Raw genomic sequence first — 26,396 nt, 5'->3', positions numbered from 1 at the left:
TCGGCGAGCCCTTGCCGTTCGTGTTCTGTGGAACACGCCCATCCTATGCGCGTGCGCTGACACTCTCGTGCCAACGTGCCCGGACCGCCCGCGCCGCGGCGGGCGGCGCGCCGATCGTGCGGGCCGTGTCGTGGTGCTCGAGCAGCTGGTCCCCGACGGCCTCCCACGTGGTGCCCTCGACCCGGAGCCGGCCGGCGGACCCCATCCGGGCCGCGAGCGCCCGGTCGTGGTGCAGCCGCAGGACGGCCTGTCGCAGCGCCTGCGGCGCGTCCGGGTCGTACAGGTCGCCGTCGAGCCCCGGGGCCACCAGGTCGACCGGGCCGCCCGAGGCTGGCGCGACCACCGGCAGGCCGCTCGCGTGTGCCTCCTGCAGCGTCTGCCCGAAGGTCTCGGCCGGACCCGTGTGCACGAACACGTCGAGGGCCGCGTACGCGTCCGCGAGCGCGTCGCCGCGCAGCGGTCCGGTGAAGTGCACGTCGAGGTGCCGGAGCCGTCGTTCGAGCAGCGGCCGGGAGGGACCCCCTCCCGCGACCACGACCCGGATGCCCGGGAGGCCGCCGAGCTCGGCGAGCCGCTCGACCTCCTTCTCCGGTGCGAGGCGGCCCACGTAGCCCACGATGGTCTCGCCGTTCGGCGCGAGCCGGCGGCGGAGCGCACGGACGTGCGCCGCGTCGCGGCGCCCGGGGTGGAACAGCGTCGTGTCGACGCCGCGCCCCCAGCGCGCGACGCGCGGCACGCCGTCCTCGGCGAGCATCGCCGCGGTGGCGCTCGACGGAGCGAGCGTGAGCGAAGCGCCCTCGTGGATCCGACCGAGGATCTTGCGCACCAGCGGGACGGTCGCGGTCAGGCCGTTGCGGCGGGCGAACCCGGCCACGTCGGTCTGGAAGACGGCGACGGAGGGGATGCCGAGCCTCCCGGCCGCGGTGATGGCGCGTCCACCCAACAGGAACGGACTCGCGGCGTGGAGCACGTCGGCGCCGGAGGCGGCGAGGATCGTGTCGAGCACCGGGTGGGGGAGCGCGACCGGGAACTGCCGGTACGCGACCGCGGGCACGCGGTGCACGTCGTAGCCGTTGAAGCGCTCGACGTGGTCCTTCGGCCGGAGCTGGGCGATCCCCGGGGTGTCCGGGGCGATCACGACCGCGCGGTGGCCGCGGAGCCGCAGGTGGTCGAGCACCGCGATGACGCTCGTGGTCACGCCGTTGAGGGTGGGCAGGAAGCTCTCGGTCACGACGGCGACGGTCCGCTGGGACGTGCCGCGCTCCACGCTGCGTGCGCTCATGGTGCGTCCCATGCTCCGCGGCGGCCGTGACGGGTCGGGGCGCTGCGTGTGAACGGCGGACACGGAGGGGGTGAACAGGACGTGCCGGTGCGGGAGACCGCATGCGGGAAACGTGCGGTCGCCGCCCAGGGATCGCGGACCGGGACCGGTACGGTGAGCGGGTGGCAGACGAGCTCCAGGACTTCTACGCGATCATCCCCGCCGGCGGCATCGGATCGCGGCTCTGGCCGTTGTCACGGGCCGACGCCCCGAAGTTCCTCCACGACCTCACCGGCTCGGGGACCTCGCTGCTCCGCCAGACGTGGGACCGTCTCGCGCCCCTCGCGGGCGACCAGCGGATCATGGTCGTCACCGGTCGTGCGCACCGGGCGGCAGTCGAGTCGCAGCTGCCCGGGGTGGCCGACCACAACGTCGTGCTCGAGAGCGAGCCGAAGGACTCCACCGCCGCCATCGGCCTCGCCGCCGCGATCCTCCGCCGCCGCGAGCCGGACGTCGTGGTCGGTTCCTTCGCGGCCGACCACGTGATCGGCGACGCCCGCGGATTCCGCCGTTCCGTCCGCGAGGCCGTCGCGGCAGCGCGGGCCGGGTACGTGACGACCATCGGGATCACGCCCACCGAGCCGGCGATCGGCTTCGGGTACATCCACGCCCACGGCGACACCATGGGCATCGAGGGGGCGCCGACCGCCCACGCGGTCCGGTCCTTCGTCGAGAAGCCCGACCTCGACACCGCCCGCTCCTACCTCGAGCAGGGCACGTACCTCTGGAACGCCGGCATGTTCATCGCGCGGGCCGACGTCCTGCTCGAGGAGATCGGCCGGACGAAGCCCGCGCTGCTCGCCGGGCTCGAGAAGCTCGCGGACGCCTGGGACACCTCGGCCCGCGGCGCGGTCGTGGACGAGGTGTGGCCGCGGCTCGAGAAGATCGCGATCGACTACACCGTGGCCGAGCCCGCTGCCGCCGCCGGGCGGATGGCGGTCGTGCCGGGCGACTTCGACTGGGACGACGTCGGCGACTTCGCGTCGCTCGCGAAGCTGCAGTCCGGCGGCCGCGCGAACAACCTCGCCGTGCTCGGCGACGGCGCCCGCATCCTCGCCGACTCCTCGAGCGGCATCGTGGTGTCGCACAGCCAGCGCCTCATCTCGCTCATCGGGGTCGAGGACATCGTCGTCGTGGACACCCCCGACGCCCTCCTCGTGACCACGAGCGCGAACGCCCAGCGGGTCAAGGGTGTGGTGGACGCACTGAAGATCAGCGGGCGCGGGGACGTCCTGTAGCGCTCCATCACGAAAAGCGCTTGATGCCGCTCGGAACATGGGTTCCGGGCGGCTCCTGCGTTACGGGCGCGTTTCCGTGCGGTCGCGATCCCGTAACCGATCCCGGGCGGGGTCAGAAGGGGTTCTGTACCGGTCGGACTGTCGTGTACTGTCACCACGATCGCCCGGAACCGCAGCTCCGGGCCAACGCCCCCCGGAGGAATCACCCAAGTGTCATCCCGCACCCGCAAGATCGCGCTCAGCGGCCTCGCCCTGGTCGGCACGGTCGCCGTGCTCGCCGGCTGCTCCGCCGCCCCGTCCGACAACGCCTCGGCCAAGAAGACCGACTTCCGTCCCTGCATGGTCTCCGACTCCGGCGGCTTCGACGACAAGTCGTTCAACCAGCTCGGCTACGAGGGCCTGCAGGACGCCGCCAAGGAACTCGGCGCGACCTACAAGTCGGCGGAGTCCAAGGACTCGACGGTCTACGACTCGAACATCGAGCAGCTGATCAACCAGAACTGCAAGCTCATCGTCACCGTCGGCTTCAACCTCGCCGACGCCACGAAGAAGCAGGCCGCCGCGAACCCCGACACCGACTTCGCGATCATCGACGACAACTCGATCTCGGCGAAGAACGTCAAGCCGATCACGTTCGACACCTCGCAGGCGGCGTTCCTCGCCGGGTACGCGGCCGCGTCCTACTCGAAGTCCGGCGTCGTCGGCACCTTCGGCGGCATGCAGATCCCGACCGTCACCATCTTCATGGACGGCTTCGCGGACGGCGTGAAGTACTACAACGAGCAGAAGAAGAAGGACGTCAAGGTCGTCGGCTGGGACGTCGACAGCCAGAAGGGCTCCTTCACCGGTGGCTTCGAGGCCGGCACGCAGGCCAAGGCCGTCGCGCAGACGCTCCTCGACCAGGACGCCGACGTCATCCTCCCCGTCGGTGGCCCGATCTACCAGTCGGCCGCCGAGGCGATCAAGGACGCCGACAACGGCTCCGTCCTGATCGGTGCGGACAGCGACCTCTACGAGGCCGACCCCCGCTACAAGGACATCGCGTTCACGTCCGTCGAGAAGGGCATGCGCCCGGCCACGAAGACGGTCGTCGAGGAAGCCGCCAAGGGCGACTTCTCGAACACGCCGTACGTCGGCACGCTGAAGAACGAGGGCGTCGGCATCGCCCCGTTCCACGACTACGCCTCCAAGGTCGACAGCGGCCTCGAGGGCGAGCTCGACACGATCAAGTCCGGCATCATCGACGGCTCGATCACGGTCAAGACCGACGCGACCGTCAAGTAACACCGCGGATGCGGGCGGGGGATCCTTCCTCCGCCCGCATTCTCGTGCCCACGACCGAGGCCCGACCGACGGCTGACCCTCGGTCGCGGGCGCTCGACAGAGAGAAACTGCGCACCCGACATGAAGCTCGAACTCCGCGGCATCACCAAGCGGTTCGGATCACTGGTCGCCAACGACCACATCTCGCTCACCGTCGAGCCGGGAGAGGTCCACTGCCTCCTCGGTGAGAACGGTGCCGGCAAGTCCACCCTCATGAACGTCCTGTACGGCCTCTACCAGGCCGACGAGGGCGAGATCCTCCTGGACGACGTCGTCCAGGACTTCGACGGACCCGGTGACGCCATGCGCGCCGGCATCGGCATGGTGCACCAGCACTTCATGCTCGTCCCCGTCTTCACCGTCGCCGAGAACGTCATGCTCGGGCAGGAGCAGACCACCCTCGGCGGTCGGCTCGACCTCGCCGGCGCCCGGGCACGGGTCAGGGAGATCTCCGACCGCTTCGGGTTCGACGTCGACCCCGACGCGAAGGTCGAGGACCTCCCCGTCGGCGTGCAGCAGCGGGTCGAGATCATCAAGGCGCTCTCCCGCGACGCGAAGGTCCTCGTGTTCGACGAGCCGACGGCCGTGCTCACGCCGCAGGAGACCGACGAGCTCATGGCGATCATGCGCCAGCTCCGCGAGGCCGGCACGGCGATCGTGTTCATCACGCACAAGCTGCGTGAGGTCCGCGAGGTCGCGGACCGCATCACGGTCATCCGGCTCGGGAAGGTCGTCGGCGAGGCATCGCCCACCGCGACGAACAACGAGCTCGCGGCGCTCATGGTCGGTCGCGCGGTGTCGCTCGTCGTCGACAAGACGCCGGCGTCCGGCGGCGAGGACGCCCTCGTGGTCGACCACCTCACCGTCACCGACGCCTCCGGGGTCGTCCTCGTCGACGACGTCTCGTTCAGCGTCCACCGCGGCGAGATCCTCGCGATCGCCGGCGTGCAGGGCAACGGCCAGACCGAGCTGACCGAGGCGCTCCTCGGCCTCGAGCCGGTCCACGCCGGGCGCATCACGCTCGACGGCGCCGAGGTCACCGGCCGGAGCGTCAAGCAGATCCTCGACGCGGGCGTGGGCTTCGTGCCCGAGGACCGCAAGGAGGACGGACTCGTCGGCGAGTTCACCATCGCCGAGAACCTCATGCTCGACCGTGCCGACCACGCCGAGTTCGTCCGCGCCGGCACCATCCGCAGTGCCGAGCGTGACGCGTTCGCCGACGAGAAGATCGCCGAGTTCGACATCCGCACGCCGTCCCGCACCACCGCGGCGGGCCGGCTCTCCGGCGGCAACCAGCAGAAGATCGTGCTCGCCCGCGAGCTGAGCCGCGACCTCCGCCTGTTCGTCGCCGCCCAGCCCACCCGCGGCATCGACGTCGGCTCGATCGAGTTCGTGCACAAGCGCATCGTCGCCACCCGCGACACCGGCGTCCCGGTCATCGTCGTCTCCACGGAGCTCGACGAGGTCGTGGCCCTGGCCGACCGGATCGCGGTGATGTACCGCGGCGCGATCGTCGGCATCGTCCCCGCAGACACCCCCCGAGACGTCCTCGGCCTCATGATGGCAGGCGAACTGCCCGAAGGAACGGAGCTGGCGGCGTGACCGCGCAGGACCCCCACAACACCGCGCAGGACCCCCACGACACCGCGCAGGACCCCCACGACACCGCGCAGGACCCCCACAACACCGCGCCGGACCCCCACGACACCGCGCCGGTCACCGACGACCGTCTGCAGGAGGAGGCGGCGACCCCGCACCTCATGACGGACTCGGCGACCGACTCCGAGCGTCGAGCCGGCGGCGGCGACCGATGGAGCACCGCGCTGCAGAGCATCGTCAACGGCTCCGTGCTCGTCACCGTCCTCGCCGTCGTGCTCGCGCTCGTCGCGTGCGGCATCCTCATCGCCGTCACCGACGAGAACGTCCGCACGGCGGCCGGGTACTTCTTCGCCCGCCCGACCGACACGTTCCAGGCCATCGGCTCGTCCGTCGGCGGTGCGTACGCGTCGCTCTTCCAGGGCTCGGTCGTCAACTTCGGTGCGAGCTCGTTCGCGCAGGCGATCGTCCCGATCACCCGCTCGCTCGACTACGCCGTGCCGCTCGTCGCCGCCGGTCTCGGCATCGCGGTGTCGTTCCGCGCCGGGCTGTTCAACATCGGCGGCCAGGGACAGATCCTGATGGGCGCCGCCGCGGCCGGTTGGGTCGGCTTCTCGTTCGACCTGCCCGCGGTCGTGCACATCCCGCTGACGATCATCGCCGGCATCGTCGGCGGTGCGGTCTGGGGCGGGATCGTCGGTCTCCTCAAGGCCCGCACCGGCGCCAACGAAGTCGTCCTCACGATCATGCTCAACTACGTCGGGCTCTACCTCGTCAGCTACATGCTCCGCACCCCGGGGTTGCTGCAGGCGAAGGGCAGCCCGAACCCGATCTCGCCCGCGATGAAGGACAGCTCGGTGCTCCCGCAGCTGTTCGGCCCGCGGTACGGCGTGGACCTCGGGTTCGTGGTCGCCGTCATCGCGGTGGTCGTCGTGTGGTGGCTGCTCAACAAGTCCTCGCTCGGCTTCCGCTTCCGCACGATCGGTGAGAACCCCCGTGCCGCCCGCGTCGCCGGCATGAGCGTCCCGTCGTTGACCATCTGGGTCATGCTCATCTCGGGTGCGCTCGTCGGCATCGCCGGGGCCTACCAGGTGCAGGGTGCGGTCACGAGCGGCTTCACCTCCAACATCGACGCCGGCATCGGCTTCGACGCCATCACGGTCGCGCTCCTCGGGCGCTCGAAGCCGTGGGGCGTGTTCTGGGCCGCGATCCTGTTCGGCGTCCTGAAGAACGGCGGCTACGCCATGCAGGCCGCGAACGGCATCCCGATCGACATCGTCGGCGTCATCCAGGCGCTCATCGTCCTCTTCATCGCGGCACCGCCGCTCGTCCGCGCGATCTTCCGGATCCCGCAGCCGGGCGCCCGCCGCCGAACCCGCACCAAGCAGAGCAAGAAGGCGGTCGCCGCGTGAGCACCATGACCCCCACCGCGGTCCCCGCACTGCCCGCCCAGGGCCGCGACCTCGAGACCACCCGGAGCTGGAAGACCGCGATCGGGTACGGCGTCTTCACCGTCATCGCGCTGCTGCTCTTCGGGCTCGCCCACCGTCCCGGGACGGCGACGTTCCGTCTGTCGTCCAAGGGCGACTTCTTCGCGCTGCCGAACCTGCCGCTGCCGTCGACCGCCACGGGGGTCGTCGTCATCGTGCTGCTCGCGCTCGCGACGGTCTACGCGGTCGTCGAGACCCGTGCGGGCCGACGGGTCCGGCTCTGGGTGACCGCGCTCTTCGCGATCGTGTTCGTCGTGGGCTTCCTCGCCTGGGCGGTCGCCGGTGACTCGATCACGATCCCCGGCATGCTCGTCGGTGCACTCGGGCTGAGCGTCCCGCTCGTGTTCGGTGCGCTCGGCGGGGTCATCTCGGAGCGGGTCGGTGTCGTCAACATCGCCATCGAGGGCCAGTTCCTCGCCGGTGCGTTCACCTCGGCGCTCGTGGCGTCGGTGACGGGCACGCCGTGGGCCGGCCTCGTCGGCGCGGTCGTGGCCGGTGTGCTCGTGTCGTTCATCCTCGCGGCGTTCAGCATCAAGTACCTGGTCGACCAGGTCATCGTGGGTGTCGTCATCAACGCGTTCATCTCCGGCCTCACCGGGTTCCTGTACTCGCAGGTGCTCTCCCCGAACGAGGCGACGCTGAACTCGGGCCTCCGCTTCCCGAAGTTCGAGATCCCGCTGCTGCACCAGATCCCGGTCATCGGCCCGATCTTCTTCGAGCAGACCGTCGTCGTGTACCTGGCGTACGTCGCCGTCGCGGTCGTCACGTTCTGCCTGTTCAAGACGCGCTGGGGCCTCCGCCTCCGCTCGGTCGGCGAGCACCCGCAGGCCGCGGACACGGTCGGCATCAACGTCAACCGGACCCGGTTCTGGAACGTCTCGCTGGCCGGCGCGATCGCCGGCCTCGGCGGCGCGTACTTCACGCTCGACGCGGTCGGCGGCTTCACGAAGGACATGACCGCCGGCGCGGGCTACATCGCCCTGGCCGCCGTCATCTTCGGCCGCTGGGACCCGATCCGCGCGACGCTCGCAGCACTGTTGTTCGGCTTCGCCTCGAACCTGCAGAACGCGCTGAGCGTCGTCCAGGGGTCGCCGGTGCCGAGCGAGTTCCTGCTCATGCTGCCCTACGTCGTCACGATCCTCGCGGTCGCCGGCCTGGTCGGGCAGGTGCGCGGTCCCGCCGCGGCCGGCAAGCCCTACATCAAGAGCTGACGGCCTGGAGGCACGGCACATGACCCACACGAACGCATCCGGTGACCAGGGGGTCACCGCGGCCGACGGGGCGGACGCCGCCCCGGGCCTCCAGTCCGAAACCGCGTCCGTCGACGTCGACTGGAGCGCCCTGCGGGACGCGGCCACGGCCGCCATGCGGCACGCGTACGCGCCGTACTCGTCGTTCCCGGTGGGCGCCGCGGCGCTCACCGACGACGGCCGCGTCGTCTCCGGCTGCAACGTCGAGAACGCGTCCTACGGCGTGACGCTCTGCGCGGAGTGCTCGCTCGTCTCGCAGCTGCACATGACCGGCGGCGGCAAGCTCGTCGCGTTCACGTGCGTCGACGGCGACGGGGCGACCCTCATGCCGTGCGGCCGGTGCCGGCAGCTGCTGTTCGAGCACTCGGCCGAGGGGATGCTCCTCGAGACCGTCTCCGGCATCCGCACCATCGACGAGGTCCTCCCCGACGCCTTCGGGCCGCGGACCCTCGTCACGTACCAGCAGGAGCACTGATCACACATGGCCATCGAGCCCTTCGACACCGTCGACCTCATCCGCACCAAGCGTTCCGGGGACGCCCTCGGGACCGCTGAGATCGACTGGCTCGTCGACGCCTACACGCGCGGCTACGTCGAGGACCCGCAGATGGCGGCCCTCGCGATGGCGATCTTCCTCAACGGCATGGAGCGGCGGGAGATCAAGGACCTCACGCTCGCGATGATCGCGTCGGGGGAGCGGATGTCGTTCGACGCGCTCGGCAAGACGACCGTGGACAAGCACTCCACGGGCGGTGTCGGCGACAAGATCACGCTGCCGCTGGCGCCCCTCGTCGCCTCGTTCGGCGTTGCCGTCCCGCAGCTCTCCGGGCGCGGCCTCGGTCACACGGGCGGGACGCTCGACAAGCTCGAGTCCATCCCGGGGTGGCAGGCCGCGCTGTCGAACTCGCGTCTCCTCGAGATCCTGGACGACGTCGGCGCGGTCATCTGCGCCGCCGGATCGGGTCTGGCGCCCGCGGACAAGAAGCTCTACGCGCTCCGGGACATCACCGGCACGGTCGAGTGCATCCCGCTCATCGCGTCGAGCATCATGTCGAAGAAGATCGCCGAGGGCACCGGGGCGCTCGTGCTCGACGTGAAGTTCGGGTCGGGTGCCTTCATGCCGACGTACGAGGCGTCGAAGGAGCTCGCGCAGACGATGGTCGACCTCGGGAACGACGCCGGCGTGGCGACCTCGGCGCTCCTGACCGACATGGAGGTCCCGCTCGGACTGACGATCGGCAACGCGCTCGAGGTCCGGGAGTCCGTCGAGGTGCTGGAGGGCGGGGGCCCGGCCGACGTCGTGGAGCTCACCGTCGCGCTGGCGACCGAGATGCTCACGCTCGCCGGCCTGCCGGACGCGGACCCGGCCGCGGCGCTCGCGGACGGTCGGGCGATGGACACCTGGCGCCGGATGATCGCCGCGCAGGGCGGCGACCCCGCGGCCGCGCTGCCGGTCGCCCGCGAGCAGCACGTCGTCACCGCGCCCGAGTCGGGCGTGCTCGTCTCGCAGGAGGCCCTGCCGTTCGGCGTCGCGGCCTGGCGTCTGGGCGCCGGCCGAGCCCGTGCGCAGGACCCGGTCCAGGCGGGGGCCGGCATCGAGCTGCACGTCAAGCCGGGCGACACCGTCACCGAGGGCCAGCCGCTCTGGACGCTGCACACCGACGAGCCGGACCGGTTCGACCGGGCGCTCGAGTCGCTCGACGGTGCGTGGGCGATCGGACCGGCCGACTCCGCCGCGGCCGTCCGCGGTCCGATCGTGCGGGAGCGCATCACCGGCTGAGGTGACCGTCCGGCCGACCGGAGGCTCCCCACGTGCCTGTGGGGAGCCTCCAGTCGGTCCACCCGGCTGTTGTGCACAGGGCACGGCGCAGGGTCGGTGACCACCGATAGCCTGGAGCGCATGAGCGCCGACGCCACGACCTACCGCCTGCCCGACGCCGGAGCGGTCATCAACGACCTGCCGAAGGTCTCGCTGCACGACCACCTCGACGGGGGGCTGCGGCCGGCGACGATCGTCGAGCTGGCGGACTCGTCCGGGGTGGCGCTGCCGACCACCGATGCCGATGCGCTCGGTCAGTGGTTCGCCGACCAGTCGAACTCGGGCTCGCTCGTCGAGTACCTCAAGACGTTCGACGTCACCACCTCGGTGATGCAGACCGCCCCGCAGCTGCACCGCGTCGCGAAGGAGTTCGTCGAGGACCTCGTCGCGGACGGCGTCGTCTACGGCGAGATCCGCTGGGCGCCCGAACAGCACCTGCAGGGTGGGCTGACGCTCGACCAGACGGTCGAGGCGGTGCAGGCCGGCATCGAGGAAGCGGTCGACGCGGCCGGCGGCACGATCCGGGTCGGGCAGCTCGTCACCGCGATGCGGCACGCCGACCGGGCGCAGGAGATCGCCGAGCTCGCGGTCCGGCACCGTGACCGCGGTGTCGTCGGGTTCGACATCGCCGGGGCCGAGGCAGGGTTCCCGCCGGCGAACCACCGTGCGGCGTTCGACTGGCTCGCGACGCAGCTCTTCCCCGTCACCGTGCACGCGGGCGAAGCCGACGGGCTCGCCTCGATCCGGTCGGCGCTCGTCGACGGTCGGGCGCTCCGGCTCGGGCACGGTGTCCGCATCTTCGAGGACATCGCGCTCTCCGACGCGGGCGACGGCTCCACCCTGGCGACGCTGGGCGAGGTCGCGTCGTGGGTTCGCGACCGCGAGGTCCCGCTCGAGGTCGCGCCCTCGTCGAACCTGCAGACCGGTGCGATCGCCGCGTGGGGCGACGAGCTCGCCGACCACCCGTTCGACGTGCTCTACCAGCTCGGCTTCCGGGTCACCGTGAACACCGACAACCGGCTGATGAGCAACACCTCGTTGTCGAAGGAGCTCGCGCTGCTCGCCGGCACGTTCGGCTACGACCTCGACGACCTCGCGGCGTTCCAGATCAACGCCGCGCTCGGCTCCTTCCTGCCCCTCGAGGACCGCGAGGAGATCATCGCCACCATCACCGCCGGACACCAGGAGGCCTAGGTCGTGCCGCTCCCACCGCTCCCCGACGACGCCGTCGTGCTCGGCGCGTCCGCGTCGTCGTGGCGCGAGGCGCTCCGGATCGCCGGTGGTGCGCTCGTCGCCTCCGGCGCGACCACGGAACCGTACACCGCCGCCATGGTCGACATGGTCGAGGAGCACGGCCCGTACATCGTCATCTCACCGGGGCTCGCGTTCGCGCACGCCCGACCGGGGGCAGCCGTGCTGCGGGACGGCCTCGCGGTCGTGACGCTCGCGGAGCCGGTCGCGTTCGGCCACCCGCACAACGACCCGGTCCGGGTGGTGCTCGGGTTGGCGGTCGCCGAGGTCGGGACGCACCTGGAGTCGATCGGCGAGATCGCGAACACGTTCAACGACCCGACGGTCACGACCCGGCTGGCGTCGGCGGCGTCCGCCGCGGAGGTCCGCGCGATCCTCGGGATCGCTGCGTCCGGGGCCGCGGGGGCGGAGTCGTCCGGGGACGCGGGGGCCGCGGGGGCGGAGTCGTCCGGGGCCGCGGGGGCCGCGGGGGCCGACTCGTGAAGATCGTGACGATCTGCGGTGCGGGCATCGGGTCGAGCGGGATCCTCAAGGTGAACGCCGAGAAGGCCCTGGCGACGCTCGGACTCAGCGCGTCCGTCGTCGCCGCCGACGTGGCGTCCGTCCGGTCGGTGGCCGAGGACGCCAACGTGATCCTGACGAGCCAGGAGTTCGTCGAGGCGATCGGCGACACCTACGCCGAGGTCATCGTGATCCGGAACCACTTCGACCAGGGCGAGATCACGGCGGCGGTGGACCGGGCACTCGGGGAGCACTGAGCGGCGCTGGGCTCGCCGTGTGCGGGCGCGCGCGTGTGTGCACGCTCGCCGTGTGCGGGCGCGCGCGTGTGCGCGCTCGGCGTCCTGTCGGCGCGCCCTAGGATCGGGGCATGAGCACGGACAACCCGCTGAACGACCCCGCCGCCGACCCGTTCGAGGTCGCACGCGCCGCCGCCGACGTCATCGCGTCGAAGTCGGGGATCGAGCGGCACGACATCGCCCTCACCCTCGGATCCGGATGGGGCAAGGCCGCCGACATCATCGGTGAGACGGTCTCCGAGATCCCCGCAGCCGAGGTCCCGGGCTTCAGCGCCTCGGCCGTGCCCGGGCACTCCGGCACGGTGCGCTCGATCGCGCTGCCCGACGGACGGCACGCGCTCGTCATCGGCGCCCGGACGCACTACTACGAGGGCCACGGCGTCCGTCGCGTCGTGCACAGCGTCCGCACCGCCGCGGCAGCCGGGGCCTCGGTGATGATCCTCACGAACGGCGCCGGCGGCATCAAGGAGCACTGGACGCCGGGCACTCCCGTGCTCATCAGCGACCACATCAACCTGACCGCCGACAGCCCGCTCGAGGGCGCGACGTTCGTCGACCTCACCGACCTGTACTCGTCGCGGCTGCGTGCGGTCGCCCGTGGTGTTGACCCGTCGCTGGACGAGGGCGTGTACACGCAGTTCCGCGGGCCGCACTACGAGACCCCGGCCGAGGTGCAGATGGCCAAGGCGATCGGCGGTCACATCGTCGGCATGTCGACGGCGCTCGAGGCGATCGCGGCACGGCAGGCCGGCATGGAGGTCCTCGGGTTCTCCCTCATCACGAACCTCGCCGCGGGCATCCAGAAGACCCCGCTCTCGCACGCCGAGGTGCTCGAGGCCGGTCGTGAGGCCGAGCCCCGCATCGCGGACCTGCTCGCCCGTGTCGTGGCGGCGATCGGCTCGTCGTCCGACGCCACGGACGGTCCGGCGCTGTGAAGCTCGACGTCGACGGAGTCGTCGTCACCGCACGTGCCTGGTCCGCCCAGGACCCCGATGAGCAGACCCGCGCCGAGCTCGACGCCGCCATCGAGGCCGCGGCGAGCGGTGACGGTCCTGCCGTGCAGGAACTCGCGGACCGCTTCGCGGGGCGCCTCGCCTTCGGGACCGCCGGTCTCCGGGCCGAACTCGGCTACGGGCCGCTGCGGATGAACCGCGTGGTCGTTTCGCAGGCCGCCGCCGGGCTCGCACGGTTCCTCGTCGACACCGGCCGATCGCGGAGCGTCGTCATCGGCTACGACGGCCGCGTGAACTCCGACGTCTTCGCCCGCGACTCCGCCGAGGTCATGCGTGGCCTCGGGCTCGAGGTGACGCTGCTGCCGTCCGCGCTGCCGACACCCGTGCTGGCGTTCGCGGTGCGGCACCTCGGGGTCGGCGCCGGCGTCATGGTGACGGCCAGCCACAACCCGCCGCGGGACAACGGGTACAAGGTGTACCTCGGCGAGGACGACGAGGGCTCCCAGATCGTGCCGCCGGTCGACGGCACGATCGCTGCGGCCATCGACGCGGTCGCGGCGGGGTCCATCACCGACCTGGCCCGTGGGACCGACTACACGGTCGCTGACGACGCGCTCCTCGAGGCGTACGTCGCCGCCACGGCGGCGACGGTGCCCGCGGCCGGGCTACCGGTCGACCAGCAGCCGAAGGTGGTCTACACGGCCATGCACGGTGTCGGGTGGGAGACCGCTCGCGCCGTCTTCCTGCGCGCCGGGTTCGCGGAACCGACCACGGTCCCGGAGCAGATCGACCCCGACGGCGCCTTCCCGACCGTCTCCTTCCCGAACCCCGAGGAGCCGGGCGCGATGGACCTCGCGATCGCGCGGGGGACCGCGATCGACGCCGACCTCGTCATCGCGAACGACCCGGACGCCGACCGGCTCGCGCTGGCGATCCCGGACGGTTCCGGATCCTTCCGCCGACTGTCGGGGAACGAGGTCGGGTGGCTCCTCGGCTGGCAGGCGGCCGCCCGGGCTTCGTCGGACGGGCGGGGTGGCACCCTCGCTGCGTCGATCGTCTCGTCGCCGGCGCTCGCCCGGGTCGCCGAGCGCCACGGTCTGGCCTACCGGGACACGCTGACCGGCTTCAAGTGGGTCTCGCGGGTCCCCGAGCTGGTGTTCGGGTACGAGGAAGCCCTGGGCTACCTGGTCGACCCGGACGTCGTCCGCGACAAGGACGGCATCTCCGCCGCGGTGGCGTTGCTCGACCTCGCGACGACGCTCGCCGCGTCGGGGCAGACCGTCGCCGACCGGCTGGACGCCTTCGCCGCGGAGTTCGGGGCGTTCGCGTCCGGGCAGGTGGCGACACGCGTCGAGGACCTGTCGCGGATCGGCACGATCATGGCGGCGCTCCGTTCGGACCCGCCAGCGTCGCTCGGCCCCGTCGCCGTGCGGTCCGTGACCGACTACGCGGAGGGCGTGGACGGGTTCCCGCCGTCGGACATCCTCCGGTACGACCTCGAGGGCGACGCCCGCGTGATCGTGCGGCCGAGCGGCACCGAGCCGAAGGTGAAGGTCTACATCGACACCGTCGCCGCGACGCCGAGCGAGGCCCGGGCGCTCGTCGACGCCCTCGCCGACGCCGTGCGCCCCCTCGTGTCGTAGGCCACGGGCGCGCTCCCGGCGCCCCCGCGTCGTCGAACCACGAATCCGACGTCGAACCAGCATCGCAGCATGGTTCGACGTCGGATTCGTGGTTTGGTGCGCTTCCTCCACACGACGTCGCGGCGGAGCGTTCTCCACACCGCATGCGCCCGACGCAGTGTGTGGCTCGGACACGGCACACGATGGGCCCGTGACCGTCCCGCACCTCGTCGTCGCCCACACAGACCCGGCTGTAGCTCGACGACAACAGCGAGACCTCCGGCGCGGGGCCCTGGTCCGGGTCGCCCACGGCGTGTTCGTCACGCGGTCGGAGTGGGAAGCCGCAACGGAGTGGGATCGGCACATCGCACGGGCCTCGGCCGTGCAGCTGCGGTCGCCGCGGTGCACCGTGTCGCACGCTTCGGCGGTCATCGTCCACCGGTTGCCATGGATCCTGCCGCTCCCTGAACGGGTGACGTTGCTCGACCCCGCTCGGACCACGGCGCAGCGCACGCGGTTCGCTGACAAGGCCGGAGGCATCGGCCGTCGGTGGGACACGATCGCGGTGGACGGCATCGACGTCACGGACCCGGCCACGACAGCAGTGGACGTCGCGCTCCGCTACGACCGCGGTCGGGCGCTGATGGTGGCTGATGCGGTCCTCCGCCGCGGGTGGCCGAAGGACCTGCTCACCGCACGAGCGGACGCCCGCGAGCACGTGCGGGCGAGCCGCCGGCTTCGCGAGATCCTCACGCTGGCGTCGCCGTTGTCGGAGTCCGCTGGGGAGAGCATCACCCAACTGGCCATGCACGACCTCGGACTGCCAGCTCCGTTGCAGCAGCATGTGTTCCGGGACGCCTCCGGAACGATCGGGCGCGTCGACTTCTGGTTCCCCGAACACGGAGTCGTCGTCGAGTTCGACGGGCTGGCCAAGTACCGCGACGCGTCGCTCCGGAACCGCCGATCGGCGGAAGAAGTCGTCGTCGACGAGAAGCTGCGCGAGGACCGCCTGCGCGCGGTGCCTGACGTCCGGCACGTCGTCCGGCCGATCTGGCGCGACGTGATGCCCGGAGGTCGATTCCCGGCGATGCTCGCGGCCGCCGGCTTGCCCATCGCTCGTGGGATCACCGCGACGCTGCCCTGGTGACGCCACGACGAACCACGAAAGCGACGTCGAACCAGCTCGCGGGCTTGGTTTGACGTCGCTTTCGTGGTTCGAAGCGGCGCCGCGCCGCGCCGCGAGCCGCGCCTACGCCAGCTCGAGCAGCACGTGCCCGGACGAGATCGTCTGGCCGACGGGGGCGTTCAGCGCCTTGACCACGCCGTCGCGGGTGGCCTGCACGGGCTGCTCCATCTTCATGGCCTCGAGGACGACGAGCAGATCGCCCTTCACCACGGTGTCACCCTCGGCGACCGCGACCTTGACCACGGTGGCCTGCATCGGGGACGTGACCGATCCCGACGAGGCGAGCCCGCCACGCACGCCGGACGACCGACGCTTCGGGGGAGCGGAGGGCCCGGCCGGACGTCGACCGGCAGCAGCGCCACCGCCGACGATCGACGGCATGGTGACCTCGATGCGCTTGCCCTGCACCTCGACGACGACGGTGTCGCGGGACGCCGGAGCGGGCAGCTCCTCGGTCGCGCCGCTCCACGCCGGGATGTCGTTGACGAAGTCCGTCTCGATCCACTGCGTGTAGACGCTGAACGGCTCGTCGTCGGACGTGGCGAACGCCGGGTCCGACACGACCGCGCGGTGGAACGGCAGCACGGTCGGCAGGCCGGTGACCTCGAACTCGGCGAGGGCACGGCGCGACCGCTCCAGAGCCTCGGCGCGCGTGGCACCGGTGACGATGAGCTTCGCGAGCATCGAGTCGAACGAACCCGAGACCACGTCGCCGGACACGACGCCCGAGTCGACGCGGACGCCGGGGCCGGACGGGGCGTTGAACGCGTGCACGGGGCCCGGCGCCGGGAAGAAGTTGCGCCCGGCGTCCTCGCCGTTGATGCGGAACTCGAAGGAGTGTCCGCGCGGCTCAGGGTCGTCGTAGTCGAGCACGCCGCCCTCCGCGATGCGGAACTGCTCGCGGACGAGGTCGATGCCGGTGACCTCCTCGGAGACGCAGTGTTCGACCTGCAGGCGCGTGTTCACCTCGAGGAAGGACACGGTGCCGTCGGCCCCGATGAGGAACTCGCACGTGCCGGCGCCGACGTAGCCGACCTCGCGGAGGATCGCCTTCGACGACTCGTACAGGCGCTCCTTCTGGGAGTCCGTCAGGTACGGCGCCGGAGCCTCTTCCACCAGCTTCTGGTGTCGACGCTGCAGCGAGCAGTCGCGCGTGGAGACGATGACGACGTTGCCGTGCTCGTCCGCGAGGCACTGGGTCTCGACGTGCCGGGGCTTGTCGAGGTACTTCTCGACGAAGCACTCCCCACGACCGAAGGCCGCGATGGCTTCGCGGGTCGCCGACTCGAACTGCGCGGCGACCTCGTCGCGCGTGCGGGCGACCTTCAGGCCGCGGCCACCGCCGCCGAATGCCGCCTTGATGGCGACCGGCAGACCGACCTCGTCGGCGAACGCGATGACCTCGGCGGCGTCCTCGACCGGCTCGATCGTGCCGGGGGCGAGCGGCGCGCCGACCTTCTCGGCCACGTGGCGTGCGGACACCTTGTCACCGAGCTGCTCGATGGACTCCGGCGAGGGGCCGATCCAGGTCAGCCCGGCGTTGATGACGGCACGGGCGAAGTCGGCGTTCTCGGCGAGGAACCCGTACCCCGGGTGCACGGCGTCCGCGCCGGAGCGGCGGGCGACCGAGATGATCTTGTCGATGACGAGGTAGGTCTCGGCGCTCGTGGTGCCGTTCAGCGCGTACGCCTCGTCGGCGAGGCGGGCGTGGAGGGCGTCACGGTCCTGGTCGGCGTAGACGGCGACCGATGCCTTGCCTGCGTCGCGGGCCGCGCGGATGATGCGGACGGCGATCTCGCCGCGGTTCGCGATGAGGACCTTGCTGATACGGGGCATGGTAAGCCAGCGTATTCGTGCGGCGGCGGCCCGAATTGACTGGCACCCACAAAGAACCGACGGGAAGAAGTGTGGATGTCTACATCGACCACAGGTCGTGCCAGGTCGCGCCGAACCCGCGCAGGAGCATCGAGCGCAGCACCGGCAGCGACAGACCGACGACGGCCGAGGGCGCGCCGTCGATCCGCGTGATGTACGCCGCCGCACGGCCGTCGATCGTGAAGGCCCCGGCGACCTCGAGCGGTTCGCCGCTGGCGACGTAGGCGTCGATCTCGTCGTCGGACACGTCGTCGGCGAAGGTGAGCACCGCGCTGTCCACGGCGACGACGCGGTCGCCGTCGGCGACCATCGCGGACCCGCCGGGCGTGACCTCCGCGATCAGGCCGTCCCCGGCGGTGGAGGTGGGCACCTGACGGCCGGGAGGCACGGTGCCGGCCCGCCCCGCGCCTCCCGGCCGGTGGGTGGCGCCGTCACCGGTCCCGGGACGGTCCGCACGCCGGTCCAGCACGCAGTGGCCGCTCCACAGGGTGCCGCCCCCGACGGCGAGCATCTGCCGCCACCGTTCCCGCGCGACCTCGGGGTCGTGGGGCTTGCCGTAGAGGGTGCCGTCGACCTCGAAGGCGGAGTCGCCGCCGAACACGAACCCGTCCACCCCGCGTCCGGCGACCTCCGCGTCGGCGACGGCCGACGCCTTCGCGACGGCGAGCAGCGACACGAGCTCCGGTCCGGTCAGCCGCCGGCCGAGCGTCGCCTCGTGTGCGGCGACCGCGGCGTCCTCGTCGACCCCGGGGGCGACGAGCACGGGCTCGATGCCGGTCTGGGCGAGCAGGGCACGACGGGCGGGGGAGGTACTCGCGAGGTACAGACGCATGGGAACATCGAACCATGGGTGAATCCGTCGGAACGCTGCTCGAACTCGACGTCACCGGGATCGCCCACGGCGGCATCTCGGTGGCACGGCACGAGGGACGCGTGGTGTTCGTCTCGGACGCGATCCCGGGCGAACGCGTCACCGCGCGGGTGACCGAGGACCGCAAGAAGTCGTTCTGGCGCGCGGACACCGTCTCGGTGCAGCAGCCGAGCGAGCACCGCGTCGACCACGTCTGGCCCGAGGCCGGCCTCGACCGCGACCCGGCGGTCCGCGCCGGCGGGGCCGAGTTCGGCCACATCGCGCTGTCGCACCAGCGCACGCTGAAGCACGACGTGCTGGTCGACGCGTTCGCCCGGTTCGCCCGGACGGACCTCGCCGACGTCCTCGGCCGTGACGTCGTGGTCGAGGCGGTGCCGGGCGACGACGCGGCGAACGGCCTCGGCTGGCGCACGCGCGTCCGACTGCACGTCGACGCCGACGGCACCCCCGGACCGTTCGCCGCCCGCTCGCACACCGTCGTCCCGGTGACCTCCCTGCCCCTCGCGAGCGCCGTCGTGCAGGAGAACGCCCCCCTCGGCCGTGGCGCCATGCCCGGCGCCTCCGTCGTGGACGTGCTGGCCCCGAGCGGGTCCGAGGGCGCGCGACTCGTCATCGACGAGCAGAAGCCGACCGTCGTCACCGAGACCGTGGGGGAGCGGACCTTCGCCGTCGACGACAACGGCTTCTGGCAGGTGCACCGACAGGCCCCGGCCGTGCTCACCGCCGCCGTGCAGGACCTCGTCGACCCGGACCGGCTCGACCCGGAGGGGCAGCACCTCGACCTCTACGGCGGTGTGGGCCTGCTCGCCGCGGCCCTCGGCGACCTGGTCGGCCCCCGTGCGAAGGTGACGAGCGTCGAGGGGTCCGAGCGGGCGACCGAGCACGCGCAGGAGAACCTGGCCGAGTGGATCGGTGCCCGCGCGGAGACGGGCCGCGTGGACCGCTGGCTCGCCCGGACGGCCGCCGGTGCCTCGCCGCACGAACGCGCCCGCTTCCGTGCCGGCACCGTCGTCCTCGACCCGCCCCGTTCCGGCGCCGGCCGCGAGGTCGTCGTGCAGATCGCCGCGCTGCAGCCCGCACAGGTCGTCTACGTGGCGTGCGACCCCGTCGCGCTCGCCCGTGACGTCGCGACGTTCGCGGACCTCGGCTACCGGCTCGAGGCACTCCGCGCGTTCGACCTCTTCCCGCACACGCACCACATGGAGGCGGTCGCGCGACTGGTCCCCGCCGCCTGACACCGGACGTCACGTCGGCGCGTCACGTCATCAGCGCCGCCGGACCTGGGTCCGACCTGGGTATCCTTGGCCGATGATGCGTTCCGGTATCAGGGACCGGAGTGCGCATCGGAACGAGAGGCCACCGTGGCAGCAGCAACGACACCCACTTCCCACGCGACGGACGTCCAGACCACGCCGGTCCGCGTCGCGATCGTCGACGACCACGAGTCGGTCCGGCTCGGCATCCAGGCCGCGTGCCAGAACGAGGGCTTCGAGGTCGTCCTCACCGCCGCGAGCGTCCCGGAGTACATCCGTGAACTCGGCGACCGCGAGGTCGACGTCGTCGTGCTCGACCTGTCGCTCGGCGACGGCTCGACCGTGACCGAGAACGTCAAGGGTGTGCAGGGCACCGGGTCGGCCGTGCTCGTGCACTCCATCGCCGACCGGGTGGCGAACGTGCGTGAGGCGCTGGCTGCAGGGGCAGCCGGGGTCATCCCGAAGTCCTCCGCGACGAAGACCGTGATGGCCGCCGTCGCCACCGTCGCACGTGGCGACGTGCTCAACAACCTCGAGTGGGCGAGCGCCATCGACGCGGACCGCGACTTCGCGAAGGCCCAGCTCGGTCGTCGTGAGCGCGAGATCCTGCACCTCTACGCGTCCGGGCTGCCGCTCAAGCTCGCCGCCCAGCAGCTCGGCATCGGGTACTCCACCGCCCGCGAGTACCTCGACCGCATCCGCGTGAAGTACGTCGAGGTCGGACGACCCGCGCCGACCAAGGTCGACCTCCTCCGCCGTGCCGTCGAGGACGGCATCCTCCCCGGTCTCGACTCGGGGATCGACCCCGACGCCGACGGCCGCTGACCACGATGGCGGTGGGGGTCGGACCGTCGCCGACGGTCGTCGGGGGAGCACCGTTCGGTGCCGATCCCTCGCGGAACGTCCGGGCGACGATCACCCAGGCGTCGGTCGAGCGGGCGTTCACGATCCTCCTCGCGATGGCCGCCGTCGGTCTCGGCGCCGCGGACACCCCGGCGGTGCTCGGGCAGCTCCCGTACCTCCACCCGGTGTGGGGACCGCTCGTGGCCGTGGCGCTCGCCGCGTCGTTCGTGTTCGTCGCCGTCGCAGCGTTCCTGCCCCGGCTGGCGCAACCGGCCCAGATCGCGTGCGCGCTCCTCTTCCTGGTCGCGCTCGTCTCGTGGCCCTCCACCGTGCAGGAGCCGATCCCGGCGGACCAGGTCCCGTGGCCGTGGTGGTTCATCACCGTCGGTTCGGCGGCGGCGGCGATGGGCTTCGCCGCGTGGCGGGCGACCGTGTACACCGCGCTCGCACCCGCGGTCTACGTCGTGATCCGGCTGCTGCCCGTCGGTGGGCACGTCGGGCTGACCCGGGCGCTGCTCGACGGCGTCTACACCGCCATCCTCAGCGGCGCGGTGCTCATCATCGCCGTGGTGCTGCGCCGTGCCGCCACGGCGGTGGACGCCGCGCAGGCCACCGCGGTCCGTCGGTACTCGGCCGCCATCCGCGAGCACGCCACCGAGGTCGAGCGGGTCCAGGTCGACGCGATCGTGCACGACAGCGTGCTCACCACACTCCTGTCGGCTGCCCGTGCGGAGACCGTCGACGCGAAGGCCCTCGCCGCCCGCATGGCCCGCAACGCCATCGACCACCTCGCCGCCGCAGCGTCGGACACCCCGGGAGCTGCGGGCCCGGTGTCGCTCGTGGAACTCCGCAGCCGCATCTGCAGCGCCGTCTCGGCCCTCGCCGCGCCCGTCCGGCTCGTCGAGCGTCGGGTCGGCGACGTCCGCCTGCCCGCGGTCGTGGCCGACGCCCTGGCCTCGGCAGCGCTCCAGGCGGCCGTGAACTCCGTCCAGCACGCCGGCGGTGCCGAGGTGGACCGCTGGGTCCTCGTCGAGCAGCAGGGTCCCGGGGTCCGCATCGAGGTCGGTGACGACGGGGCCGGCTTCGACTTCGCCGGCATCCCCGCCGAACGGCTCGGCGTCCGACGGTCGATCATCGAGCGGGTGGTCGCGGTGGACGGCACGGCGGAGGTCGACTCCGCTCCCGGCCGGGGGACCACCGTGCGGCTCTCCTGGACGCCTTCGACCGAGGAGGCAGCGTGAAGGTCTCCATCCCCGCGGGCGTCGCGATCGGGCTCGCCGCGCTGTTCTCCGTCTACCACCTGGTCCTCGCCGCCACGACGTTGCCGCGCGTGCACGAGGTCGCCCCGATCGTCGCGTGCATGGTGCTCTACGCCGCTGCGACGGGTGCAGCGCTGTTCGCCCCGGGTCGGGCGCTCCCGGTCTGGGCGGCGTGCTTCTCGCTCGCCACGGCCGTCGTCATGCCGGTCGTCGCCGCCCCCGTCGTCGAGCTGCGCTCCGGTCCGGGGTACGCCACGTGGTGGATCGCTGCTGTGGGCACCCTCATGGTCGTGCTCGTCGTGCGCGGTCGCGGCGCCTTCGCGTGGGCCGGGGTCGGGTTCCTCGCGGTGCACACGGTCGCGTGGGCCGGCCTCGAGGCGCTCGGCTCGCTGGGCGTCCTCGGGAGCGTCGCCTGGGTCGCCATCGCCACGGTCTTCTCGGTCGCCATGAACCGCGCGACGCGGGTCCGGCGCGACTTCATCCGGGCCGAGCAGGAGACCGAGGACTGGCAGGCCGCTCAGGACGCGCACGTGTTCGAACGGCAGTTCCGGCTGAGCCAGACCACGCGCATGGCGCTGCCGATGCTGCAGCGGATCATCGACGCGCACGGCGAGCTGACGGACGACGAGCGCGAGGAGTGCCTCCACCTCGAGCAGGCGATCCGCGACGAGATCCGCGGCCGCTCCCTGCTCTCCGACGACGTCCGCGCCGAGGTGATGCGGCTGCGCCGTGCCGGAGCGACCGTGCAGCTGCACGACGACGGTGGGCTGGACGACCTGGAGGCCGACGACATCCGTCGGATCCACGCCCAGGTCGCGGACGCGCTCCGGCAGGCCCGTGGCGCGGACAACGTCATCGTCCGGACGGTGGGCGAGGGCGCCGACACCGCGGTGACGGTCGTCGGACTCCGGCTCGACGTCGCCGCGAGCCAGTCGGCGGCGCTCGGCGCCGGGCTCGACGACGAGGACGGCGACGAGGACGACTCGGTCGCCCTGTGGATGGAGATCCCGCGGCACCTCGTCGCCTGACGGCGGCGCGCTGGCGGAGCGCCCACACGACGGTCCGACGCCGCGAGGTGGGCCAGGTGCGCCAGGTGGGCCCACGACGGCCTGGAGGCGCGGGGCGGGCTGACAGCGTGCCTCCCGCCCGGCGCGGGGCGGGCTGGCAGCGTGCCGCCCGTCGGGTGCGGGGCCGTCGCGCAGCGCGACGGAGGATGCAGCACGACCGGACGGCCCGGAGACGGGGAACGGGCCGGTCGGAATCCGACCGGCCCGTTCACGACCCGAGTCTGGGCGACAACCCGAATATCGCCCTGACTCGCAGCGGGCGGTGGCTTCGTACCCTAGTCGGCCACCGTCCTGCGATGTTCTTCTGTGAAGGACACCGAACACGAACAATGATGCCGACCTCGCACGGTCGTGTCAGTCGTCATTATGGGGGACAAATCCGACCGAATCGGGCGAGTTCGAGCAGTCGTGTCCCCCGGACGAGGGGAGACCGGTCGGGAAGTGCAACCTGCAACCGTTCCGACCGTCCGCGGGGCAGGGGTACATCGTCGCGCGGTTCCCCCCGTGGGCACAAGGCGCGCCGCGCGGATCGGTCAGCGGAGGGATCGACCCCAGGCGCCGGGACCGTGGTCGAGCGGCCGACGGAGTCCGCGAGCCGACGCGTCCCAGCCGGCACGAGGCGACACGGTCACCTCGGAGCGTCCTGCCGCTGCCACCTCGTCCGCCTGCCGTTGCAGCACGGCGATGACGGCCGCGAGTTCCTCGGGGGTCGGGTCACCGCCCACGACCCGGACGTCCGCGACCGTCGTCGGAACGTCGGCGGGGACGGCGGCGGCGTGCTTGCCGGTCACCTGACGCGACGGTGATGTTCCCGTGCTCGACGGGTCGACCGGGTCGGTCACCCCGTGTGACGGTGATGTTCCCGTGCTCGACGGGTCGACCGCGTCGGTCACAGCGGGATGTTCCCGTGCTTCTTGGGCGGCAGCGAGGCGCGCTTGCCGCGCAGGGCACGGAGCGCCTTGATCACCGAGACGCGGGTGGCGTGCGGCTGGATGATGCCGTCGAGCTCACCGCGCTCCGCCGCGAGGTACGGCGACGCGACGTTGTACGTGTACTCGTTCGCGAGCTTCGTCCGGACCGCGGCGACGTCCTCGCCGGCTTCTTCCGCCCGCTTGATCTCCGAGCGGTAGAGGATGTTGACGGCACCCTGTCCGCCCATGACCGCGATCTCGGCGGTCGGCCACGCGAGGTTGATGTCCGCGCCGAGCTGCTTCGACCCCATCACGATGTACGCACCGCCGTACGCCTTGCGGGTGATGACGGTGACGAGCGGTACGGTCGCCTCGGCGTAGGCGTACAGGAGCTTGGCGCCGCGGCGGATGACACCGGTCCACTCCTGGTCGGTGCCGGGGAGGTAGCCGGGCACGTCGACGAGCGTCAGGATCGGGATGCCGAACGCGTCGCAGAACCGCACGAAGCGGGCGGCCTTCTCACCGGCGTCGATGTTGAGCGTGCCGGCCATCGCCTGCGGCTGGTTCGCGATGATGCCGACCGTGCGGCCCTCGACCCGGCCGAAGCCGATCAGGATGTTCGGCGCGAAGAGCGGCTGGACCTCGAGGAACTCGCCGTCGTCCACGACGTGCTCGATGATCGTCGTCACGTCGTACGGCTGGTTCGTCGAGTCCGGGATGACGACGTCGAGCTCGTGGTCCGCGTCGGTCGTCTCGAGCTCCGGGGCGACGTCGTAGGCCGGGGCGTCGGCGAGGTTGTTGTCCGGGAGGAACCCGATGAGCGACCGGGCGTAGTCGAGTGCGTCGGTCTCGTCCTCGGCGAGGTAGTGCGCGACGCCGGACACCTGGTTGTGGGTCTGCGCGCCGCCGAGCTCCTCGAAGCCGACGTCCTCGCCCGTGACGGTCTTGATGACGTCCGGACCGGTGACGAACATGTGGCTCGTCTTGTCGACCATGATGACGAAGTCGGTGAGGGCGGGGGAGTACACCGCGCCGCCGGCCGCCGGGCCCATGACGATCGAGATCTGGGGGATGACGCCCGACGCCTGGGTGTTCAGGCGGAAGATCTCGCCGTACTTGCCGAGCGCGACCACGCCCTCCTGGATGCGTGCGCCACCGGAGTCGAGGATGCCGATGATCGGCACGCCCGTCTTCAGCGCGTGCTGCATGACCTTGATGATCTTCTCGCCGGCGACCTCGCCGAGGGACCCGCCGAACACGGTGAAGTCCTGCGCGTACACCGCGACGTTCCGGCCGTGGATCGTGCCCACGCCCGTGACGACCGCGTCGCCGTAGGGGCGCTTGGCGTCCATGCCGAACGCGGTCGTGCGGTGCCGGACGAACTCGTCGAACTCGACGAACGAGTTGTCGTCGAGGAGCTGCTCGATGCGCTCCCGGGCGGTGCCCTTGCCCTTCGCGTGCTGCTTCGCGATGGCTGCCTCGCCCGCGGCGGTCACGGCTTCGTGGTACCGGTCGCGGAGGTCGGCGAGCCGGCCGGCGGTCGTCGAGAGATCGGGGGTGTCACCTTGAGTCACCCGCTCACCATACCGGCGGCCCCGGACGCCCACGGTTGGAGGTCGTCCACGGTTCCTGCCCGTAGATTGCGTGCATGTCCACACCCGCGTCGTCGTTCCCGCTCACCCGTGCCGAGGTCGAGGCGGACGGTGCGACGCTCGTCGTGCCGCCCACGACCGGCTCGACCAACGCGGACCTCCTCGCGGTCGCGCCGGACCTGGCGCACGGCAGTGTCGTGGCGACGCTCGACCAGACCGCCGGCCGCGGCCGCCTCGACCGCTCGTGGTCGGCGCCCGCCGGGCAGACGCTCGCGGCGAGCCTGCTCGTCCGCGCGGACCTGGACGACCGGTCGCGCGGCTGGTTGCCGCTCGTCGCGGGCCGTGCGTTGCGCGACGCGGTGGACGCCCTGGTGCCCGGCGCGCCGGGGACGACCCGCGCCTCCCGGCCGGTGGTCGAGGTCAAGTGGCCGAACGACGTCCACCTCGACGAACGCAAGGTGAGCGGCATCCTCTGCCAGGTCGCCGCCGACGGCAGCGTCGTGGTCGGTGCCGGGGTCAACCTCACGATCCCCGCCGACGCACTCCCGACCCCGACCTCGACCTCGCTCGCCGTCGCCGGCGTCACGGGGACCGCACCCGACCTCGCCGACGCGGTGCTCGTCGCCTTCCGGGGTGCCGTCCTGGAGGCGGTGGTCGCCCTCGCCACGGGCGGTGCGGCCGCCGAGGCGGTCCGGTCCGACGTCCGTGCAGCGTGCGGCACGATCGGTCGCCGGATCCGGCTCGAGCTGCCCGACGGCACGGTGGAGGAGGCCGACGCGGTCGGCATCGACGACGACGGCCGGATCACGATCCGGCACCGGGACGGTGCCACCAGGGGCGTCGCGGTGGGCGACGTCACGCACCTGCGCTATGCATGAG

Annotated in this window: 23 protein-coding genes; 18 read left to right on the top strand and 5 right to left on the bottom strand. The window is 71.9% G+C overall.

Translation table 11 applies throughout. From position 1 onward, the window contains the following. Positions 1 to 43 precede the first annotated feature (43 nt). Positions 44 to 1,282 (bottom strand): glycosyltransferase family 4 protein, encoded by a 1,239-nt coding sequence (locus MON03_RS10905; protein WP_242088378.1) that lies wholly within the window; start codon positions 1,280 to 1,282, stop codon positions 44 to 46. Between the two features lie 161 nt (positions 1,283 to 1,443). On the opposite strand from MON03_RS10905, the gene MON03_RS10900 reads away from it, so the two are divergent. The 13 genes from MON03_RS10900 to MON03_RS10840 all read left to right on the top strand — a co-directional run bounded on the left by MON03_RS10900 (position 1,444) and on the right by MON03_RS10840 (position 15,807). Next, positions 1,444 to 2,559 (top strand): mannose-1-phosphate guanylyltransferase, encoded by a 1,116-nt coding sequence (locus MON03_RS10900; protein WP_242088377.1) that lies wholly within the window; start codon positions 1,444 to 1,446, stop codon positions 2,557 to 2,559. A 210-nt stretch (positions 2,560 to 2,769) separates the two neighbouring features. Continuing rightward, complete coding sequence (locus tag MON03_RS10895; RefSeq protein WP_175329403.1) at positions 2,770 to 3,843, top strand: BMP family lipoprotein; 1,074 nt, start codon at positions 2,770 to 2,772, stop codon at positions 3,841 to 3,843. Positions 3,844 to 3,963: 120 nt separating this feature from the next. Beyond that, a complete protein-coding gene (locus tag MON03_RS10890) occupies positions 3,964 to 5,484 on the top strand; it encodes an ABC transporter ATP-binding protein (protein WP_242088376.1) in 1,521 nt (506 codons plus the stop codon). Positions 5,485 to 5,642: 158 nt separating this feature from the next. After that, entirely contained in the window at positions 5,643 to 6,890 is a 1,248-nt protein-coding gene (locus MON03_RS10885; RefSeq protein WP_083882173.1) for an ABC transporter permease, read from the top strand. Beyond that, positions 6,887 to 8,179, top strand: coding sequence for an ABC transporter permease (locus MON03_RS10880; RefSeq protein ID WP_372378918.1), 1,293 nt, complete (start codon positions 6,887 to 6,889; stop codon positions 8,177 to 8,179). Before MON03_RS10885 ends, MON03_RS10880 begins: the two co-directional genes overlap by 4 nt. Before the next feature lie 19 nt (positions 8,180 to 8,198). Then, complete coding sequence (locus MON03_RS10875) at positions 8,199 to 8,693, top strand: cytidine deaminase (protein ID WP_277927216.1); 495 nt, start codon at positions 8,199 to 8,201, stop codon at positions 8,691 to 8,693. Positions 8,694 to 8,699: 6 nt separating this feature from the next. Then, positions 8,700 to 9,998, top strand: coding sequence for a thymidine phosphorylase (locus tag MON03_RS10870; RefSeq protein ID WP_242088374.1), 1,299 nt, complete (start codon positions 8,700 to 8,702; stop codon positions 9,996 to 9,998). A gap of 120 nt (positions 9,999 to 10,118) precedes the next feature. Then, on the top strand, positions 10,119 to 11,231 hold the full coding sequence (locus MON03_RS10865) for an adenosine deaminase (RefSeq protein WP_242088372.1): 1,113 nt from the start codon (positions 10,119 to 10,121) through the stop codon (positions 11,229 to 11,231). Positions 11,232 to 11,234: 3 nt separating this feature from the next. After that, positions 11,235 to 11,771, top strand: coding sequence for a PTS sugar transporter subunit IIA (locus MON03_RS10860; RefSeq protein ID WP_350355051.1), 537 nt, complete (start codon positions 11,235 to 11,237; stop codon positions 11,769 to 11,771). After that, a complete protein-coding gene (locus tag MON03_RS10855) occupies positions 11,768 to 12,046 on the top strand; it encodes a PTS sugar transporter subunit IIB (protein ID WP_022902668.1) in 279 nt (92 codons plus the stop codon). The genes MON03_RS10860 and MON03_RS10855 overlap by 4 nt, the downstream gene beginning before the upstream one ends. Before the next feature lie 110 nt (positions 12,047 to 12,156). Beyond that, a complete protein-coding gene (locus MON03_RS10850) occupies positions 12,157 to 13,020 on the top strand; it encodes a purine-nucleoside phosphorylase (RefSeq protein ID WP_022902667.1) in 864 nt (287 codons plus the stop codon). Beyond that, entirely contained in the window at positions 13,017 to 14,681 is a 1,665-nt protein-coding gene (locus tag MON03_RS10845; RefSeq protein WP_242088370.1) for a phospho-sugar mutase, read from the top strand. The genes MON03_RS10850 and MON03_RS10845 overlap by 4 nt, the downstream gene beginning before the upstream one ends. 190 nt (positions 14,682 to 14,871) lie before the next feature. Continuing rightward, positions 14,872 to 15,807: a hypothetical protein gene (locus MON03_RS10840; protein WP_242088368.1), complete on the top strand. Its 936-nt coding sequence runs from the start codon at positions 14,872 to 14,874 to the stop codon at positions 15,805 to 15,807. A gap of 102 nt (positions 15,808 to 15,909) precedes the next feature. Here the strand turns inward: MON03_RS10840 and MON03_RS10835 are convergent, their stop codons facing one another. Together MON03_RS10835 and MON03_RS10830 are read right to left on the bottom strand one after the other, a co-directional pair. Next, complete coding sequence (locus MON03_RS10835) at positions 15,910 to 17,682, bottom strand: acetyl/propionyl/methylcrotonyl-CoA carboxylase subunit alpha (protein ID WP_242088366.1); 1,773 nt, start codon at positions 17,680 to 17,682, stop codon at positions 15,910 to 15,912. 79 nt (positions 17,683 to 17,761) lie between these two features. Beyond that, positions 17,762 to 18,553 carry a Maf family protein gene (locus tag MON03_RS10830; RefSeq protein ID WP_242088363.1) on the bottom strand — a complete coding sequence of 264 codons (792 nt, stop codon included), beginning with the start codon at positions 18,551 to 18,553 and terminating at the stop codon, positions 17,762 to 17,764. Between the two features lie 14 nt (positions 18,554 to 18,567). On the opposite strand from MON03_RS10830, the gene MON03_RS10825 reads away from it, so the two are divergent. The 4 genes from MON03_RS10825 (at position 18,568) to MON03_RS10810 (ending at position 22,975) form a co-directional block, all read left to right on the top strand. Then, positions 18,568 to 19,827: a class I SAM-dependent RNA methyltransferase gene (locus MON03_RS10825; protein ID WP_242088362.1), complete on the top strand. Its 1,260-nt coding sequence runs from the start codon at positions 18,568 to 18,570 to the stop codon at positions 19,825 to 19,827. 126 nt (positions 19,828 to 19,953) lie between these two features. Further along, entirely contained in the window at positions 19,954 to 20,670 is a 717-nt protein-coding gene (locus MON03_RS10820) for a response regulator transcription factor (protein WP_242088361.1), read from the top strand. An 11-nt stretch (positions 20,671 to 20,681) separates the two neighbouring features. Then, positions 20,682 to 21,929 carry a sensor histidine kinase gene (locus MON03_RS10815; protein WP_242088360.1) on the top strand — a complete coding sequence of 416 codons (1,248 nt, stop codon included), beginning with the start codon at positions 20,682 to 20,684 and terminating at the stop codon, positions 21,927 to 21,929. Then, positions 21,926 to 22,975: a DUF8320 family protein gene (locus MON03_RS10810; protein WP_022902660.1), complete on the top strand. Its 1,050-nt coding sequence runs from the start codon at positions 21,926 to 21,928 to the stop codon at positions 22,973 to 22,975. Before MON03_RS10815 ends, MON03_RS10810 begins: the two co-directional genes overlap by 4 nt. A gap of 572 nt (positions 22,976 to 23,547) precedes the next feature. Here MON03_RS10810 and MON03_RS10805 read toward each other — a convergent pair. Both MON03_RS10805 and MON03_RS10800 read right to left on the bottom strand, forming a co-directional pair. Further along, complete coding sequence (locus MON03_RS10805) at positions 23,548 to 23,805, bottom strand: acyl-CoA carboxylase subunit epsilon (RefSeq protein ID WP_175329390.1); 258 nt, start codon at positions 23,803 to 23,805, stop codon at positions 23,548 to 23,550. 98 nt (positions 23,806 to 23,903) lie between these two features. After that, on the bottom strand, positions 23,904 to 25,499 hold the full coding sequence (locus MON03_RS10800) for an acyl-CoA carboxylase subunit beta (protein ID WP_022902658.1): 1,596 nt from the start codon (positions 25,497 to 25,499) through the stop codon (positions 23,904 to 23,906). A gap of 74 nt (positions 25,500 to 25,573) precedes the next feature. Between MON03_RS10800 and MON03_RS10795 the strand changes: the two genes are divergently transcribed. Further along, a complete protein-coding gene (locus MON03_RS10795) occupies positions 25,574 to 26,395 on the top strand; it encodes a biotin--[acetyl-CoA-carboxylase] ligase (protein ID WP_022902657.1) in 822 nt (273 codons plus the stop codon). Position 26,396: the final 1 nt, after the last annotated feature.

The sequence above is a fragment of the Curtobacterium sp. DN_7.5 genome, from assembly GCF_022655355.1.
GTDB lineage: Bacteria > Actinomycetota > Actinomycetes > Actinomycetales > Microbacteriaceae > Curtobacterium > Curtobacterium luteum.
Note: the sequence above shows the minus strand (reverse complement) of the source record. Positions and strands in the feature narration are given on the sequence as shown.